Annotated in this window: 17 protein-coding genes and 1 pseudogene; 4 read left to right on the top strand and 14 right to left on the bottom strand. The window is 62.8% G+C overall.

Translation table 11 applies throughout. The annotated features are described in order from the left end of the window. Nucleotides 1-18 precede the first annotated feature (18 nt). Entirely contained in the window at nucleotides 19-744 is a 726-nt protein-coding gene (locus ACFUOZ_RS15265) for a hypothetical protein (protein WP_377549599.1), read from the top strand. Here the strand turns inward: ACFUOZ_RS15265 and ACFUOZ_RS15260 are convergent. Genes ACFUOZ_RS15260 through ACFUOZ_RS15250 form a run of 3 tightly spaced genes read right to left on the bottom strand, consistent with a single transcriptional unit; the run spans nucleotide 656 to nucleotide 2084 of the window. Continuing rightward, entirely contained in the window at nucleotides 656-1432 is a 777-nt protein-coding gene (locus ACFUOZ_RS15260; protein WP_377549597.1) for an alpha/beta fold hydrolase, read from the bottom strand. The two genes, ACFUOZ_RS15265 and ACFUOZ_RS15260, sit on opposite strands and share 89 nt — an antisense overlap. 26 nt (nucleotides 1433-1458) lie before the next feature. Beyond that, nucleotides 1459-1650 carry a helix-turn-helix transcriptional regulator gene (locus ACFUOZ_RS15255; RefSeq protein ID WP_262276074.1) on the bottom strand — a complete coding sequence of 64 codons (192 nt, stop codon included), beginning with the start codon at nucleotides 1648-1650 and terminating at the stop codon, nucleotides 1459-1461. After that, entirely contained in the window at nucleotides 1647-2084 is a 438-nt protein-coding gene (locus tag ACFUOZ_RS15250) for a hypothetical protein (protein WP_377549595.1), read from the bottom strand. The genes ACFUOZ_RS15255 and ACFUOZ_RS15250 overlap by 4 nt, the downstream gene beginning before the upstream one ends. Before the next feature lie 76 nt (nucleotides 2085-2160). Between ACFUOZ_RS15250 and ACFUOZ_RS15245 the strand changes: the two genes are divergently transcribed. Further along, nucleotides 2161-2733, top strand: a complete 573-nt coding sequence (locus tag ACFUOZ_RS15245) for an MOSC domain-containing protein (protein WP_377549593.1) — start codon at nucleotides 2161-2163, stop codon at nucleotides 2731-2733. Nucleotides 2734-2920: 187 nt separating this feature from the next. After that, complete coding sequence (locus tag ACFUOZ_RS15240) at nucleotides 2921-3652, top strand: hypothetical protein (protein ID WP_377549591.1); 732 nt, start codon at nucleotides 2921-2923, stop codon at nucleotides 3650-3652. Between the two features lie 138 nt (nucleotides 3653-3790). Here ACFUOZ_RS15240 and ACFUOZ_RS15235 read toward each other — a convergent pair. The 3 genes and pseudogenes from ACFUOZ_RS15235 to ACFUOZ_RS15225 all read right to left on the bottom strand — a co-directional run bounded on the left by ACFUOZ_RS15235 (nucleotide 3791) and on the right by ACFUOZ_RS15225 (nucleotide 8269). Next, nucleotides 3791-5747 (bottom strand): annotated as a pseudogene (locus ACFUOZ_RS15235) (ABC transporter ATP-binding protein). After that, nucleotides 5744-7477, bottom strand: coding sequence for an ABC transporter ATP-binding protein (locus ACFUOZ_RS15230; protein ID WP_377549589.1), 1734 nt, complete (start codon nucleotides 7475-7477; stop codon nucleotides 5744-5746). The pseudogene ACFUOZ_RS15235 and the gene ACFUOZ_RS15230 overlap by 4 nt, the downstream one beginning before the upstream one ends. A 114-nt stretch (nucleotides 7478-7591) precedes the next feature. Further along, nucleotides 7592-8269, bottom strand: a complete 678-nt coding sequence (locus ACFUOZ_RS15225) for an FMN-dependent NADH-azoreductase (protein WP_377549587.1) — start codon at nucleotides 8267-8269, stop codon at nucleotides 7592-7594. Nucleotides 8270-8393: 124 nt separating this feature from the next. Here ACFUOZ_RS15225 and ACFUOZ_RS15220 point away from each other — a divergent pair, with 124 nt between their 5' ends. After that, nucleotides 8394-8819: a winged helix-turn-helix transcriptional regulator gene (locus ACFUOZ_RS15220; RefSeq protein ID WP_377549585.1), complete on the top strand. Its 426-nt coding sequence runs from the start codon at nucleotides 8394-8396 to the stop codon at nucleotides 8817-8819. Here the strand turns inward: ACFUOZ_RS15220 and ACFUOZ_RS15215 are convergent. The 8 genes from ACFUOZ_RS15215 to ACFUOZ_RS15180 all read right to left on the bottom strand — a co-directional run bounded on the left by ACFUOZ_RS15215 (nucleotide 8809) and on the right by ACFUOZ_RS15180 (nucleotide 14521). Continuing rightward, complete coding sequence (locus ACFUOZ_RS15215) at nucleotides 8809-10338, bottom strand: CHAD domain-containing protein (protein ID WP_377549583.1); 1530 nt, start codon at nucleotides 10336-10338, stop codon at nucleotides 8809-8811. The genes ACFUOZ_RS15220 and ACFUOZ_RS15215 overlap by 11 nt on opposite strands. Nucleotides 10339-10428: 90 nt before the next feature. Beyond that, nucleotides 10429-10914 carry an SRPBCC family protein gene (locus ACFUOZ_RS15210; protein ID WP_377549581.1) on the bottom strand — a complete coding sequence of 162 codons (486 nt, stop codon included), beginning with the start codon at nucleotides 10912-10914 and terminating at the stop codon, nucleotides 10429-10431. A gap of 116 nt (nucleotides 10915-11030) precedes the next feature. Further along, complete coding sequence (locus ACFUOZ_RS15205; RefSeq protein WP_377549579.1) at nucleotides 11031-11381, bottom strand: hypothetical protein; 351 nt, start codon at nucleotides 11379-11381, stop codon at nucleotides 11031-11033. A gap of 126 nt (nucleotides 11382-11507) precedes the next feature. Continuing rightward, nucleotides 11508-11843 (bottom strand): PRC-barrel domain-containing protein, encoded by a 336-nt coding sequence (locus ACFUOZ_RS15200; RefSeq protein WP_377549577.1) that lies wholly within the window; start codon nucleotides 11841-11843, stop codon nucleotides 11508-11510. Then, nucleotides 11833-12252, bottom strand: a complete 420-nt coding sequence (locus ACFUOZ_RS15195) for a hypothetical protein (RefSeq protein ID WP_377549575.1) — start codon at nucleotides 12250-12252, stop codon at nucleotides 11833-11835. The genes ACFUOZ_RS15200 and ACFUOZ_RS15195 overlap by 11 nt, the downstream gene beginning before the upstream one ends. Continuing rightward, the gene (locus ACFUOZ_RS15190) at nucleotides 12249-13478 is read right to left on the bottom strand and encodes an NRAMP family divalent metal transporter (RefSeq protein WP_377549573.1); all 1230 of its coding nucleotides are present in this window, start codon (nucleotides 13476-13478) and stop codon (nucleotides 12249-12251) included. Before ACFUOZ_RS15190 ends, ACFUOZ_RS15195 begins: the two co-directional genes overlap by 4 nt. After that, on the bottom strand, nucleotides 13475-13951 hold the full coding sequence (locus ACFUOZ_RS15185) for a hypothetical protein (RefSeq protein ID WP_377549571.1): 477 nt from the start codon (nucleotides 13949-13951) through the stop codon (nucleotides 13475-13477). The genes ACFUOZ_RS15190 and ACFUOZ_RS15185 overlap by 4 nt, the downstream gene beginning before the upstream one ends. Before the next feature lie 306 nt (nucleotides 13952-14257). Further along, nucleotides 14258-14521: a hypothetical protein gene (locus tag ACFUOZ_RS15180; protein ID WP_377549570.1), complete on the bottom strand. Its 264-nt coding sequence runs from the start codon at nucleotides 14519-14521 to the stop codon at nucleotides 14258-14260. Between the last annotated feature and the right edge of the window lie 31 nt (nucleotides 14522-14552).

Genomic DNA, 14552 nt, shown 5'->3' with positions numbered 1-14552 from the left:
GAAGGAGGGTATTGAAAAGTGACAGGAACAATGATTTCCGGGGATGAAGTTGCTAGTGGTCTTAAACGGCTGCGGGCTGAAGCCTTCGCCGAAGGTGCCCTGGGCTTCAATGCCCAAGAAGTAATAAGCACTTCTGTCGTCCATCAAGCCTGCTCAAGCCGGTCTGAAGACATCCTTCGGAATGGCATCTGGGGCTACGCAGAAGGGTTTCTCAATTTTTCCGTTCAATCCATGGACTACTGGCTTCAAGATGTACAACGCGAGTCCTACGAGCGGGGAACCGGAACCTGGACGAGCTGCAAGGTCTACCTCTACCCGGACAGGGAAGGAAAATTGGAGACCTTTGATATCGAGCTTATCGAGCGAGACAACCAAGGCAACCTAACGGATCACCCCGCGGACGCACTGACACTGTTTCAAGACCTCAAAGCCTTCCCTCGCACAGTGGACAACATCCCGCAGTGGATGTGGACGGTGTTCCGCGCCGAAGGCGTAACCCCACCGGTCTATAACCCCCAACTCGGAACAGTCGACTGGGCCAACAAACGACTCCCCGTCACCGCCACAGGCACCGACTTCTCCGCCGAACCGGAAATCATCGACCCCTCCAAAGAACCCGGCGTCTTCGCGAAAATCGGCAAGAAGCTCTTCGGAGCTAGCTCTTCCGCGCTACGAACTGACGGATCCACTCGACGGTTTCCGGATGATCCAAGTGGAGCCCGTGCCCCGCGCCGGGAACCCTGACCAGCACGGAGCCGGGGATGTGCTCGCGGAGAAGCTGGGCGTTAAGCAAAGGAGTCAGCCTGTCCTCTGTGCCGTGCAGGATCAGCGTAGGAGACCGGATGGCGCCCAGTTCGCTCCACGCATCGTGCTCGCGGCTAGCCTTGAAGTGACGCGCTTTGGCCCACGCCGAAGCGCGTGAATTGAAGAAGGTGTGGGTCGCTTCGCGGTTGCTCCGGGCCCAGCCTGCGTCAAAGAAGAGCGGTTCGAGGCGCGAGATGTCGCCGCTCACCAGGGCTTCCAAGGCTGCCTTGTCCGGCATGGTCCCGGCGTCGGGCCATTTCCCACCGCTGGTGGCTGCGAGGATCAAGGTCCGGACTTTGCGAGGCTCATCGATGGCCAGCCACTGCCCGATCCGTCCACCCATCGAGTGACCGTACACGTGTGCTAAATCCGCATCTGCTGCGTTGAGGACGGCCACTGCATCCTGTGCCAGAAGGCGCGTCGCGTAACGCTCAGCTTCACCCTTCCCACTCTGGCCAATCCCCCGGTGATCAAAGCGGATGACGCGGTAATAGCGGGACAGAAGTTCCGCCGTCGGGCCCCAACCGTCCATGGTTGTCGCCTGTCCGGCGATGAGCAGCATCGGCTCGCCCTGGCCCTCGGCCGTCCAGGCGAGTTGCGCGCCGTCGGCCGCTTCAGCAAAGTTCACCGTGCCACTGTATCCGGGCGTGCGGTTCACTCTGCAGTGAAGATGTCCTCGATGGCGCACCCAAAGGTCCGTGCGATGAGGAACGCCAAAGGCAGGGAGGGGTCGAATTTCTCCCGCTCGATGGAGATGACGGTCTGGCGGGACACTCCGAGCGCGGCGGCAAGGTCCGCTTGGGTCCAGTTGCGGCCGGCCCGACGCTCGGCGAGGTTGTTCTTCACTTCAGTGCTCGACGGCGGATGGTCACGTACCGGAGGCCGGCATCCACGACGCTCAGGGCAACAAGTCCTGCAAGTACCGGGAGCGCGTCGATCTGGAAACGGCCGATAACCAAGACCAGCACAGCAATGATCGTGGCCACCAGAACGTCCAGGAATGTCCCCGCACCTGCCACGCGCATCCATTGCAGCTCGACGCTTTGCTCCCCGTGCGCATCCCGGGTGATGGTGTTGTTGGAGACGAAGATCCGCACCCCAAGCGAGAGTGCCGGGTACGCGGAGCACAGGGCACCGATTCCCGCAGCGGGCCAGAAGTCCGCCGGGTTGGTGGCTCCGACCACCGCGGCAACAGCGGCCGTCAGCACTGCCCCCAGCACGACGGCCAAGACGTAGTGCCGGGCCGGGGCGCGACGTGATGTAAAGGAAGCTTTACTCATGATCAAAGTAAAGCATGCTTTACATGGCTGGGCAATGGGTCCTGCGCTGCGCGCCAGCTGGGGCTAGCGTTGAGGGATGACAGCTGAGTACAAGTACGACGTCGACGTGCTGCACCTTTTGGTGTCACCGGGACACGCCTACTTTGGTCGCGCCCGCGAAGGGGCGGCCGACGTTCCGACCACCGACGCCGATCAGGCTGAGTTGGTTGCCGGCAAAGGCATCGTCGGGGACAGGTTCTTTGGCAAGGCCGCCCACATGGACGCCGCAGTGACGGTCTTCGCCGCGGAGGCACTCGACGCCATCGCCGCCGAGCTCGGAACCGGACCTTTGGGCCCCCTGCTGACCCGCCGGAACATTGTGCTGCGCGGAGTGGAGCTCGCTCCCCTGCTTGGCCACGAGTTCACCCTTGAGTCCGGTGGAGATGTGGTGCGCTTGAAAGCCGGCCGCCCCGCCCACCCCTGCGCCTGGATGGACCAGATGCTGGCACCGGGTGCGCACAAGGCGATGCGCGGGCGGGGTGGTGTCCGCTGCCAGGTCATTTCCGGCGGCTTGCTGCACCGTGGGCCGGCCCTTCTGCTCAGCCCGGTGCCACTGGATCCCGCCAAGGCCGGCGAGGCCAACGTGCTGCGGCCATCGCGGCTGCCCTAGCTGGAGGCCGTGGGCCGTGCGGCGTGTGCCGCGTGCCGCCACGACCTACTTTGAGGCCCGGGAAGTCCAAAAACAACTCGAAAAGGTTGGTTTTGGAGCGGCTTGGTCCTAAAGAAGGTCGTGAAGGCACGGCCCAGTATTAATCAGGAGCCTGTCTTTCTCCGCGTGGGCCACATAGGGTGATCGGGTGGAGACCTTGAGCAGCAGGAAGACAGTAAGCAGCAGGAAGACAATAAGCAGCAGACTACAAGCCCTTGCAGGCAGCGCGTTTGCTGGAATCTTCCAAGCCATCAAGGTGGTACGCCCCCACAGGCCAATCCATCTCAAGGGCATCCGGCTGGTTGGCACCCTTGACCGGGACGGTGGCACGGGACGAGCGGGAATTCCCTGGCTGGATGCCTCAGGAAGCACGCAAGTTGAAGCCCGAATTTCCCGATCCATCGGGCTGCCGGATGCCTTCCCGGACATCATTGGCCTCGCAGTGCGCTTCACGGAGCAGGGCAAACGTTCGGACATGTTGCTGGCCACCACCGGCCCGACGGGACTGGGCCGCTTCATCCTCCGGCTCCGACGCGATGCGGCGCGCGCTGTTTTCTCCAGCATGATGCCCTACAAGTCGAATAAGGGCCCAGTCCTCATCGCCGCCAGGACCATTGGAGGACCGGAGAAGCTGCCCATGGACCCGGGCGCCTTCCGCTCTCTCCTCGAAGAAAAGCCTTGGACGCTGGAACTCCAGCACGCAAGCCCGCTGGGGCGCTGGGCCAGGTTCGGAACTTTGACGCTCAGGGTCGCCGATGACGCCGAAGACACCATTGAACGCTTCGACCCGGTCCTGAACCCCCTGCCCACGGCCGGGACCTACGGCTGGACCAGGCGGCTGCGGGAACCTTCCTACGCAACCGCCCGGCGTCGAAAGTAGATCCTGCCTCCACCAAGCGTGTACCGCCACGACCCACTTTCAGCGCCCGCTAAGGCAAATACAACCGAAGTCGGTTGATTGAGACAGCCCAGGAGTTGAAAGTGGGTCGTGAAGGTACGGCCCCGCGCAGAGGAACCCTCAGACCTCCGCCACCGGTGCCGCGAACTGGGCCTCATACAGCCGCGAGTACGCCCCACCGGCAGCAAGCAGCTCGGAGTGGGTCCCCTGCTCCACGATCTGCCCGGCCTCCATCACCAGGATGAGGTCGGCGTCGCGGATAGTGGAGAGCCGGTGGGCAATGACAAAGCTGGTCCGGTCCGAACGCAGGGCATTCATGGCCTTCTGCACCAACACCTCGGTCCGGGTATCGACGGAACTCGTGGCCTCATCCAGGATCAACACCGACGGCCGGGACAGGAAAGCCCGGGCAATGGTGAGCAGCTGCTTTTCGCCGGCGGACACGTTGCTGCCCTCGTCGTCGAGCACGGTGTCGTAGCCCTCCGGAAGCGAACGCACGAAGCGGTCGACGTAGGTCGCTTGAGCCGCCTCCACAATGGCAGACTCCGAAGCATCAGGCCGGCCATAGGCAATGTTGTCGCGGATGGTCCCACCGAACAGCCACGTGTCCTGGAGGACCATGCCCATCCGCGAGCGCAGTTCCTGCCGGGACATGGTGGCAATGTCCACGCCGTCCAAGGTGATCCGGCCGCCGTCGAGCTCGTAGAACCGCATCATGAGGTTCACCAGCGTGGTCTTGCCCGCACCGGTGGGCCCAACAATGGCGATGCTCTGCCACCAAACTGAGATCCGTAATCAGCGGCTTGTCCGGCGAGTAGCTGAAGGAGACCTTCTCGAACACGAGCCGGCCGCGGCCAGGACCGGTGGCAGAAGCGGGAGGTTCAGCCGACTCTTCCTCCTCATCGAGCAGATCGAACACGCGCTCGGCCGAGGCGACACCGGATTGCAGCATGTTCGCCATGGATCCGAGCTGCGCCAAGGGCATGGTGAACTGCCGGGAGTATTGAATGAACGCCTGCACATCGCCCAGCTGCATGGCCCCGGAAGCCACCTGCAGGCCGCCAACCACGGCAATCCCCACGTAGACGAGGTTCCCGATGAACGTCATGGCCGGCATGATCAGACCGCTAACGAACTGCGCGCCGAAACTCGCCTGGTAGAGCTCGGCGTTCTTGGCCCGGAACTTCTCCTGCACCTCGTTCTGCCGCCCGAACACCTTCACCAAGGCGTGCCCGGTGTAGGTTTCCTCGATCTGCCCGTTGAGCTCTCCGGTGTTCTTCCATTGCGCCACGAAGAGCTTCTGCGAACGCTTGGCAATCAGCATGGTGATACCCAGCGTCAGCGGGATGGTGACCAGGGCGATCAGTGCCAACAGTGGCGAGAGGATGAACATCATCACCAGCACACCCAGCACCGTCAGCAGGGAGGACACCACCTGGCTGATGGATTGCTGGAGGCTTTGGGAGATGTTGTCGACGTCATTCGTGACCCGGCTGAGCAGCTCACCGCGCTGGATGGAGTCGAAATAGCGCAAGGGCAGCCGGTGGATTTTCGCTTCGATGCGCTGGCGGAGGCGGTAAACGGTCCGCTGCACGACGCCGTTGAGCACGTAGGCCTGCATCCAGCCGAACGCTGAGGCCAGGACATACAAAGCCAGTGCCCACAGCAGTATGGAAGACAGCGCACCAAAGTCGATTCCGACGCCGGGCGTCAGGGTCATGGCGCCCAGTATGTCCGCTTTGCTGTTCTCACCTGAGGCCCGAAGCCCTGCGATGATCTGTTCTTTGGAGACCCCTGCAGGCAGTTGCTTGGACACGATGCCAGCGAAGATCAGGTTGGTCCCCTCCCCCAGGAGCCGCGGACCAATCACGGACAGGGCAACACTGGCTACTGCAAAGACCAGCACCAGGGTCAACCACAGCCGTTCGGGTCGCAAAGTTCCCAGCAACCGCCGCGCCGATGCACCAAAGTTGGAGGCTTTCTCGGCCGGGATATTCATCCCGGCAAACGGACCACCACGACCAGGTCCCATCGCCGGCCGCTGAGGACCACGCGGGCCGGCTGATACAGCACTCATGCTGCCTCCTCCGCTGCCAGCTGGGAAGACACGATTTCCCGGTACGTTTCGGATGTCTCCAGCAACTCTTCGTGCGTTCCCTGCCCAACGATTTTGCCGTCGTCGAGCACCAGGATCCGGTCCGCGTCGGCAATGCTGGACACCCGCTGGGCGATGATCACCAAGGTGGCGCCGTTCGTGTGCCGTTTGAGCGCTTGCCGCAGCCGGGCATCGGTGGCGGTGTCCAGGGAAGAGAAGGAATCGTCGAAGATGTAGAGCTCAGGCTGCTTCACCAGCGCCCGGGCTATCGCGAGCCGCTGCCTCTGCCCGCCCGAGACGTTGGTGCCGCCTTGCGAGATGGCGGCATCCAGCCCGCCCTCCATCCCGCGGACAAAATCATCCGCCTGAGCCACACGCAGCGCCTGCCACAGTTCCTCTTCCGTAGCGTCCGGTTTGCCGTATTGAAGGTTGCTGCGGACAGTGCCGGAGAACAGATACGGCCGCTGCGGCACCAGGCCGATATGCCCCCACAGCAGGTCCGGGTGGAGGTCACGGACATCCACCCCGTCCATCCGGACCGAGCCGGCGGTGGCATCGAACAGCCGTGGCATGAGGTTGACCAATGTGGTCTTGCCGGCTCCCGTGCTGCCGATGATCGCCGTCGTTTGGCCTGCCAACGCAGTGAATGAAACCCCGCTCAGCACGGGCCGCTCGGCACCCGGGTAAGAGAACCCGACGTCGCGCATTTCAAGCTCACCGCGGCGAAGGCCGCCGGTAACAGGGTTCGACGGCGGCCGGACACTGGAGTCGGTCTCCAGCACCTCGCCGATGCGGTCGGCGGAGACGGAAGCACGCGGGATCATGACTGCCATGAAGGTTGCCATCATGACCGACATGAGGATCTGCATGAGGTAGCTCAGGAATGCAATCAGGGTCCCCACCTGCATGGATCCGTCCTCGATCCGGAAGGAGCCGAACCAGATCACCGCCACACTGGATACGTTCATCACCAACATGACCACAGGGAACATGAGAGCCATCAACCGGCCAGCCCTCAGCGCAACGTCCGTGACGTCGTCGTTCGCCTTGCCGAACCGGGAGACTTCCATGTCCTCCCGCACGAATGCCCGCACCACCCGGATGCCGGTGAGCTGCTCGCGCAAAACCCGGTTGACGGCGTCGATCCGGACCTGCATTTTGCGGAACAGCGGCACCATACGCGAGACGATCAGGCCCACGGCAACCAGCAACACGGGCACGCACACGGCGATCAGCCACGACAACTGGCCGTCCTGCCGCACAGCCATGATCACGCCGCCGATACTGAGCATCGGCGCCGTGACCATGAGCGTGCACGACATCAGCACCAGCTGCTGCACCTGCTGGACGTCGTTAGTGGAGCGTGTGATCAGCGACGGCGCACCGAATCTGGTGACTTCCTGCTCCGAAAACTCGCCCACCCTGCTGAAGATCGCTTCACGGACGTCGCGGCCCATCCCCATGGCGGCCTTAGCTCCGAAGTACACGGCAACCACGGCGCAGGCGATCTGAAGCAACGTGATCAGCAGCATCAACCCGCCCATCCGCAGGATGTAATCCGTGTCCCCCACGGCGACGCCGTTATCGATGATGTCGGCGTTCAGGGTTGGCAGGTACAGGGACGCGATCGACTGCGCCAATTGAAAAACGACGACGGCGACCAGCAGCCGCTGATGCGGCCGCAGGAAGCGAACCAGTACCTTCCAGAGCATGCTGTCTCCGAGCCTCGATGAGAACCGAAGGCCAGTTTACGTCTGGTTGCCGTGGGCAACTAGAGGCAATCAGGGCGTAAGGCTCGCAGCCCGACATCACCCACTAATGTCAGCTCAATCGCTGACCAATTCGAGGCCCCTGCCGGCGTTGAGCTTTCCGGCGAACAGGAGCGCTGCGTCGCTCAGCTCCCCTTCAACGAGCCGGCGGGTGCCATCGATGTCAGCATTGAGGACCGTGGGCGCAAAGCGGACGTGCATGGCGTCCTGGATCCCCACGAAGTTCAGCCAATCGGCAAAGTAGGTGCTGCTGAAGTCGGAGCCAAACACTGCTGGGACCCCGGGAGCGTAGACGCCGCTGGTATGGATAGCGACAGCCTGCTTACCTTGCATGAGGCCGCTGTAACCTTGCTCCGGGTGGAACCCGAAAGTCCACCCGGGCTGGGTGACGATGTCGATCCATTGCTTCAGGGCGTAAGGAACTCCGGAGTTCCACATGGGTATGTTGAACACGTAGGCATCTGCCGCGGCGAACTGCTCGAACACATTACGGGCGGCATCCCACGCCGCGATCTCTTCGGGGGTTTGCTCCTGCCCGGTGAAGATCGCCATTTTCGCGGAGGCGGCGACTCGCCCGAATGTCGGCAGAGCGCCGTCGTCGAACAGGTTCAGCGTCTCCAGTTCATAAGTCTCCGAAGCCGCAGCCTGGACCGCCTCAATGAAGTGATGTGCGAGACCCAGCGAATCGCTGTTGCCGTAGCGGGGGGAGGCGTTGATGTGGAGGATGGAGGGCATGTGGCTTCCTTTCAAACAGGGGGCTTTCTGACCCCTCATTGATCCTGCCCGGCCCCCGCGGCCCCGCGGAAGAAAGCACTTTATTGTGCCCAGGGCACCTCAAAGTGCCTGCGATGATTGGGGGATGACCCTCACGGCTGACCAGATCCGGCAAAAGACGCGGCACGAGTACAACGCCTCCCTGGCGGACTGCCCCGCACGGCAGTTGCTGGAAGCCATCAGCAGCAAGTGGGTGACCTTGGTGATGTTGGCACTGGAAGATGGGCCCCAACGCCACAGCGGGTTGCGTCGGCAGATTCCGGGAGCCAGCCAGAAGATGCTGACGTCTACACTGCGTTCTTTGGAGCGGGACGGACTGATCCAGCGCGAGGTTACGCCGTCAGTCCCTGTCCGGACCGATTACTGGCTCACTGCGCGGGGCCGGTCCTTGCTGCCGGTCATTTTTGGCCTGAAGGAATGGGCGGAGGACAACATGGACGCCGTGGCTTCCTCACGCCAGCGACATGATGCGGAGCTCGCCGCGAGCCAGGCCCGGCAGCCTACTTCTTGAGCCGCAGCTCCAACACCTTGGCGCTCTTCTTCAGGTACTTCCGCTGCGCAGCATCCGAAACTGTGCCTTCCACGGCATACAACACCCCGTAGGTGAAAGCTGCGCTGCCGACGCCGGCCGCCGATCCCAGCTCCACCAGCTCCCGGCGCGCCATCACGCTGTCCTGGTGGGTACCAAGGATCGACTGCACGTTGTGTGCGGCCTTGCCCAGCTTTGCAGCCCGTTTGCCATGGACGCTTTCGGCTGCAGCAGCCGCGAAACGCAGCTTTTTGGCGGACTTCCGCACATCGTGGAAGGCTTCGTCGCGTGGATGTCCGACGGCGGCCGCCACCGCCGCGTCATGGCGTTTGCGGAGCCGTTTGACCGCCTTGTTGACGAGCTTCGCGGTGGCTTTGCGGGCTGGCGCCTTCGCTTTTGCCGTCAGGGGCGGGGTGTCAATGAAGGCCTCGAGTTCATCAAGAAGCCGGAAGTAGTGCGGGCTGGTCAAGCGCGTTTGAATGGCTGCCTTCGCGGTGTCGGCCCTGACTTCCATCCGCTGTTCGAGCTCGTCGTGGAGTGGACCCAGGACAAGTTCCCCGGGTAGCTCATCCAGGGACGTGCGGAGTCGTTCGTGCAGGACTTCCGCGTCGCGGTACCGGCCCAGCGTTTCCGCCAGCGACTTCAACCCCTGCTCGAGTCCGGCAACGGGTTCGGGCTCAAACAGCTCGCGGTAGCTGTGCAGCACTGAGCGGATACGGCGCGTGTAGGCCCGCATCTGGTGAACGGAATCGTCGCGGCCCAATCTCACGTGGGCGTCCTGGAGGAGCAGACCAGCCAGCTGCGTGCGCAGATAGCTGAGCACTGGAACGGATACGGCGGTCTTGGCAGTTTTCTTGTCCTTCTTCTCTTCCGATTTCCCAGCCGACGGCCATTGCCCGCCCAAAGCCGTGGCCAGCTTGGACGTCCGCTTGCTGGGAGTGGCGCCCGCCGCGGAAAGCTGGTGGGTCAGACTTGCCAGCAGGGCATCACCTGTGCCATCGGAGGCTGCCAGTTCCACCTCCCACTCCCGCCATTGCAGCTCGTGGGCCTCCCCCATGGTGACGTTGGCCCGGACGTGGTCATCCACGAAGTCGGCCACACGTTCTCCGTGGCCTCCGTACAAGGCGTAGCTCGTTCGCTCTGTGTGCAGGGTAGCCACGGCCGAGACCGCGCGGGCCCGCGTGTATGCGAGCACCCGGTCCATGAGCTCCACAGGCACAACATCCTCGCTGCCCAAAGGAGCATGGATTTCCGTCCGTTTGCCCGGGCCAAGCGGAAGTTTGAGGTGCCAGCCGGCATCGTGCCCTCCAGTACGGCGCCGCAGGGTGATCCCGTGCTTGGCAAGGGCGAGCTGCCTCGTGTCGAAGTAGGTGGCTTCCAGCGTATGGCTGACCGGTTCGCCGACTTTTCCCACGCCATCGATGGCCTCCAGCGTCGGAAGTGGAGTGGACTCCACGGCGTCGAATTTCTGCTCTGCTTCCACGCTGGTGGACGTTGCCATGGCCCTCATTGCTCCCTCTTTACGGCTTGCTCCAAGTATGCCGCGAGGGCCGGCCCGTTGAAATGGCCGACCCTCGCGTGGGGCTGAAACTTACAAACGAGCTCCGCCTGAGTCATCCACATCGCCACCGGACACCGTTCCGCGCCACGCGCCGGTTTCATGTCCTTGGGCTTCAATGAATTTCTTGAACTTGTCCAGGTCGGCACCGACCCGCAGCTCGTCCACGCCAAGAGCCGAGCCCGCCTTCTCGGCAAGGCCTTCCGGCTCCCAGTCGATGGCCACGTTAACGCGGGTCCGGCCGTCCTCCAGTGGCACAAAGCTGACCGTGCCCGAGTTCCGTGGGCCGTCAACGCTGGCCCAACTCACCAAAGCGTCAGGGACCTGCTCAATGATCTGGGCGTTGTACTCCCGCTTGACCCCTCCCACGTTGGTGGAGAAGTGCAGTGCCGTGTCATCGATCTGCTCCACAGCCTCCACGCCATTCATGAACTGCGGGAAGGACTCGAACTGCGTCCATTGGTTATAGGCCACAGATACGGGCACATCTACGTCAATTGACTTGTTAACCGTTGCCATGGGTTTTGCTCCTTCGATCTAGTCTCTGTTTCCAGATTCGGGATTCCCGGCGGCGCACCAGCCGGCTGGCTGCTTAACCAGTGGCGCGCCAGTCTAAGCGCGCCAGCCAAAGCTATTTAGCCGGCGTCGAAATTCTCTTCGTCATCGTCGTTGGGCGATTCTTCCTGTGGGAGGTCGTTGCCACTGCCATCCGGCAGTTCCTCGGCATCCGTCGGCTGCGATGACTGCTCCGCGTGGGACTGTTCGTCGATCCCGCCAAAGCGGCCGGCGCCCGGCTCTCCAGAGCTGTCCGAATCTTCGGGATCGAGGTGGCTGAGGTTCGGCGCGCCGCTTCCTTCTCCCAGCGCGGCTTCGTCGATGTCCTCCTCGACGCGCGGCTGTGCCTGGCCTCCGCCTGATTCCTGCTCTGCGGTAGGAGTGCCGTAGCCTCCTACTTCCTCTTCCGGTGTGGCGTCCTGCTTGTCCATGTGACGTGTCCTTTCCGATGCGGCGAACGTGTTAATGGAACACTTCGAACCTATAAGGATGCTTAGTGGCATGTCCATGCCTTTGATGAAATTATCAGTAAACTTAGCATTTAGCTGCCATATGCTTTATCGTGTCAGCCGCGCGTCGTAGGCAGTGAAGCCAGGCCGCAGCCGCACTTCCCGCGGCCCCATCACGGCGATGTCCTCCCACAGCACCAGGAATGAACCCCTGTGCCACCACCGGAGCAGTTGCGCCACCGGCCAAGGCTGAGTGAGATCCTGCCGCTCAAAACCAAGGAATGACGCCGCCGTCCGTGGGCTCACCACAATGCCCACGAGCCTGGCAGGACTCAAGAGCTGGCCTCCCGCGGCATCCAACACGAAATGGAAGTCCGAGACCTCACCCAGTCGCTGCCCAGCCGTGTCCACCACATCGCTGGCCAGCAGATCGTTAAGGTTCATGGCTTCCTCCAGGGATCCGGGCGATCACATGCGTCCGCAGCCAGCGCTCCACCCACGAAGCATCCAGTGAATCCGCGCGCACACCCAACGTCAGCACAGTGTCCACATCCGCCACGACTTTCCAGGGGATGCGGATCAAACGGCTCGACGGCGGCCTGCCGCCGAAGATGCGCGTCCCAAGAACCGGTCCGGTCAGCAGCGCCGTGATCTGCGGCGCAGGTGTTCCCTTGGGGATCTCTTCGTTGGGTCCGGGACCACCCAACTCGATGTCGTCAACAGTGGTGACGGGTACGCCGTCGACGTCCAATACCTGCCTGTCCAGCAAGTGCAGCTGGGCATCGAGCACCAGCCCCGCCAGCTGTGGCGCGGCGTGTATTTCCTGCGGCTGGACGCGCTTGCTCTTGCTCATGCTCCCGCTCCTGTGGCAATCATCAGTGGAATGGCGGCCAGGGAAGCCAGCAGGATGATGAAGAGGTAGATCACCCCGGCGATATTCACGGCCCGGCCGTTGACGTGCTTGCCCATGTATTGCGGATCGTTGGCGACGATGAGTATTGGCAGGTAAGTCAGCGGCAGGGCTATCGCCGAGAAAACCACTGAGTATTCAGTCACCAGGATGGGATCGATGCCCGTGGCCAGCACCGCGACACCGGCCAGCAGCACCACAATCATGGATACGTGGAAACGGGCAGCCTGCGCCGGCCTGCGGAACTTGCCCCAGGACCAGCCAAAGTACTGCGCCAAGGTATAGCCGCTGGAAAGGGTCGTCTCCAACGCCGCGCCAAACGTCGCTGCCACCACCCCCAGAATCAGGACCGCCAAAGCCAGTTGGCCGCCGGCCTGCGCCACCGGAAGCGCTACCTGCGACAACGAAGTCACGCTGATGCCTGCAGGCAGAAGAACGACGGCGGCGCACGCGGCGATCGCTATGGACAGGAACCCGCCCAGCGGGAAACCCAGGAGGACGTTGATACGCGATTGCGCCAGATCCTTGACCTTCCAGCGCTCCTCCACAGCGCCCGAGGAGAAGAAGAACACTTCGTACGGCGTCATCGCAGCCCCGAACAGGGCAATGGCGTAGTACCAATAGGTCCCCACGCTCTCGTGGGCCGGCACGGCCGGTGGAAAAGCCTGCCCGAGCAGCGAACCCCAATCAGGTTTCAGCAAGAACAGCGCCACGGCGAACACCACCAAGGACAAGCCAACCAGCCCGGTGACGTTTTCCATGATTTTGAACTTGACCCGCCAAATCACAAGCCACACGGCCAGCAAGGCGAAAGGAACCCAGAGCAGGTAGGCCACGCCACTGGCCAATTGGAGCGCCAGGGCAATACCGCCGATTTCTGCAGTTACGGTCATGACGTTGATGAGGAAGGACGCTGCCAGATTGGCCAATCCCGCCCGCGCTCCGAGGCGTTCGCGGATGACCTCGAAGGTGGCCCTGCCGGAGACCGCGGCCACCCGGCCGGACATATTGGCAAAGAGGCAGATTCCCACTACGCCCACCAGCACCACCCATGCCAGCGACATCCCGAACCGCGAGCCCACGACGGCATTGGTCACCAGGTCCCCGATGTCGACAAAGCCCCCGATCGCAGTCAGGATGCCGAGTGCAACACCGAGGAGCCGTTTCACTGGATGCCGGCCTTCGTCATGAGGTTGTCGAGTTGATCTGTGGCAACGCGGAGTTCCGCTTGGACCGTGGAAAGCTCAGCGCGGCCCTGCGCATCATCGGACACGCCGGAAGTCGGGGAGAGCGCATCCCGCGCATGCAGGAGGGCCCGGGAAACAGAAGAAAACGCGCCCAGGACGTCATTCCGGAGCATGCCCTCTTCCTGGGTTTGCGCCGATAGCCGGTGGACGTGATCCGTGGCGGATTCGACGTCGCCCAGCATGTCGTCGGCAGTGGTGGACGCGGCGGCCGCCGTCGTGCTGTCTGCGATCCTGAGGTCCACCGCAAGGCTGGCCGCGCGCACGGCGGAAGAGACCTCTTTGGCTGGCCCTTCCAAGGCGTCGGCGGAAGGACGCTGTGAGCAGCCGGCCAGCAGCGCGGCGAGGACCAGCAGGAGGGTCAGGACCACCCCGTGGAACTGCCGGGCGTTACTCATGACGGCTTCGGAATCTCGCACCCGCCCTGTGGATTCAAACCGGTGTAATTCAGTGGGCCGGCGACGATATTCAGGGCAATCGTAGCCACCTGCGAGCATTGGGCAGGCGGAGCACTGTAGTACCCCCTTTGGCCTGCGGCAACTGCCCCAATAATGAGCCAAACAACGACGAATAGACCCAGAATAGAACCGATTCTCATTTCTACCCCAATCGCCAACTAACGACGTTCAGCAATTAGTGACAACGTTTCCTAAAGTAGCGCGGCGGCGGACCGGATACTTCCCGTCCGCCGCCCGCTGATCCGATCAATCCGTGGGATTGGTTTCGGTTGTCAGACCACGGTCGTCCGCGGTCTTTTCATCCTTTTCTTCCGCCGGTCCGGGTGGATTGGCAGATTCGCTGGGACCAGCATCGACGGCGTCATCCTGACTACCCGACGATGTGTCACCGGCATCCCCCGGACCGCTGGTCTCCGGCACCCCCGGGTCCCTGGGAATGGGATGGCCAGGGGTGGTGGTTCCATCGCGAACCTGGGAAAAACCGGCAACTTCGCTTGGATCAGTTGTCATACGCGCGACCGGCCCCTGCCGACCACCCAAC

The sequence above is a fragment of the Paenarthrobacter sp. NPDC057355 genome, assembly GCF_042667405.1.
Taxonomy (GTDB): Bacteria; Actinomycetota; Actinomycetes; order Actinomycetales; family Micrococcaceae; genus Arthrobacter.
Note: the sequence above shows the minus strand (reverse complement) of the source record. Positions and strands in the feature narration are given on the sequence as shown.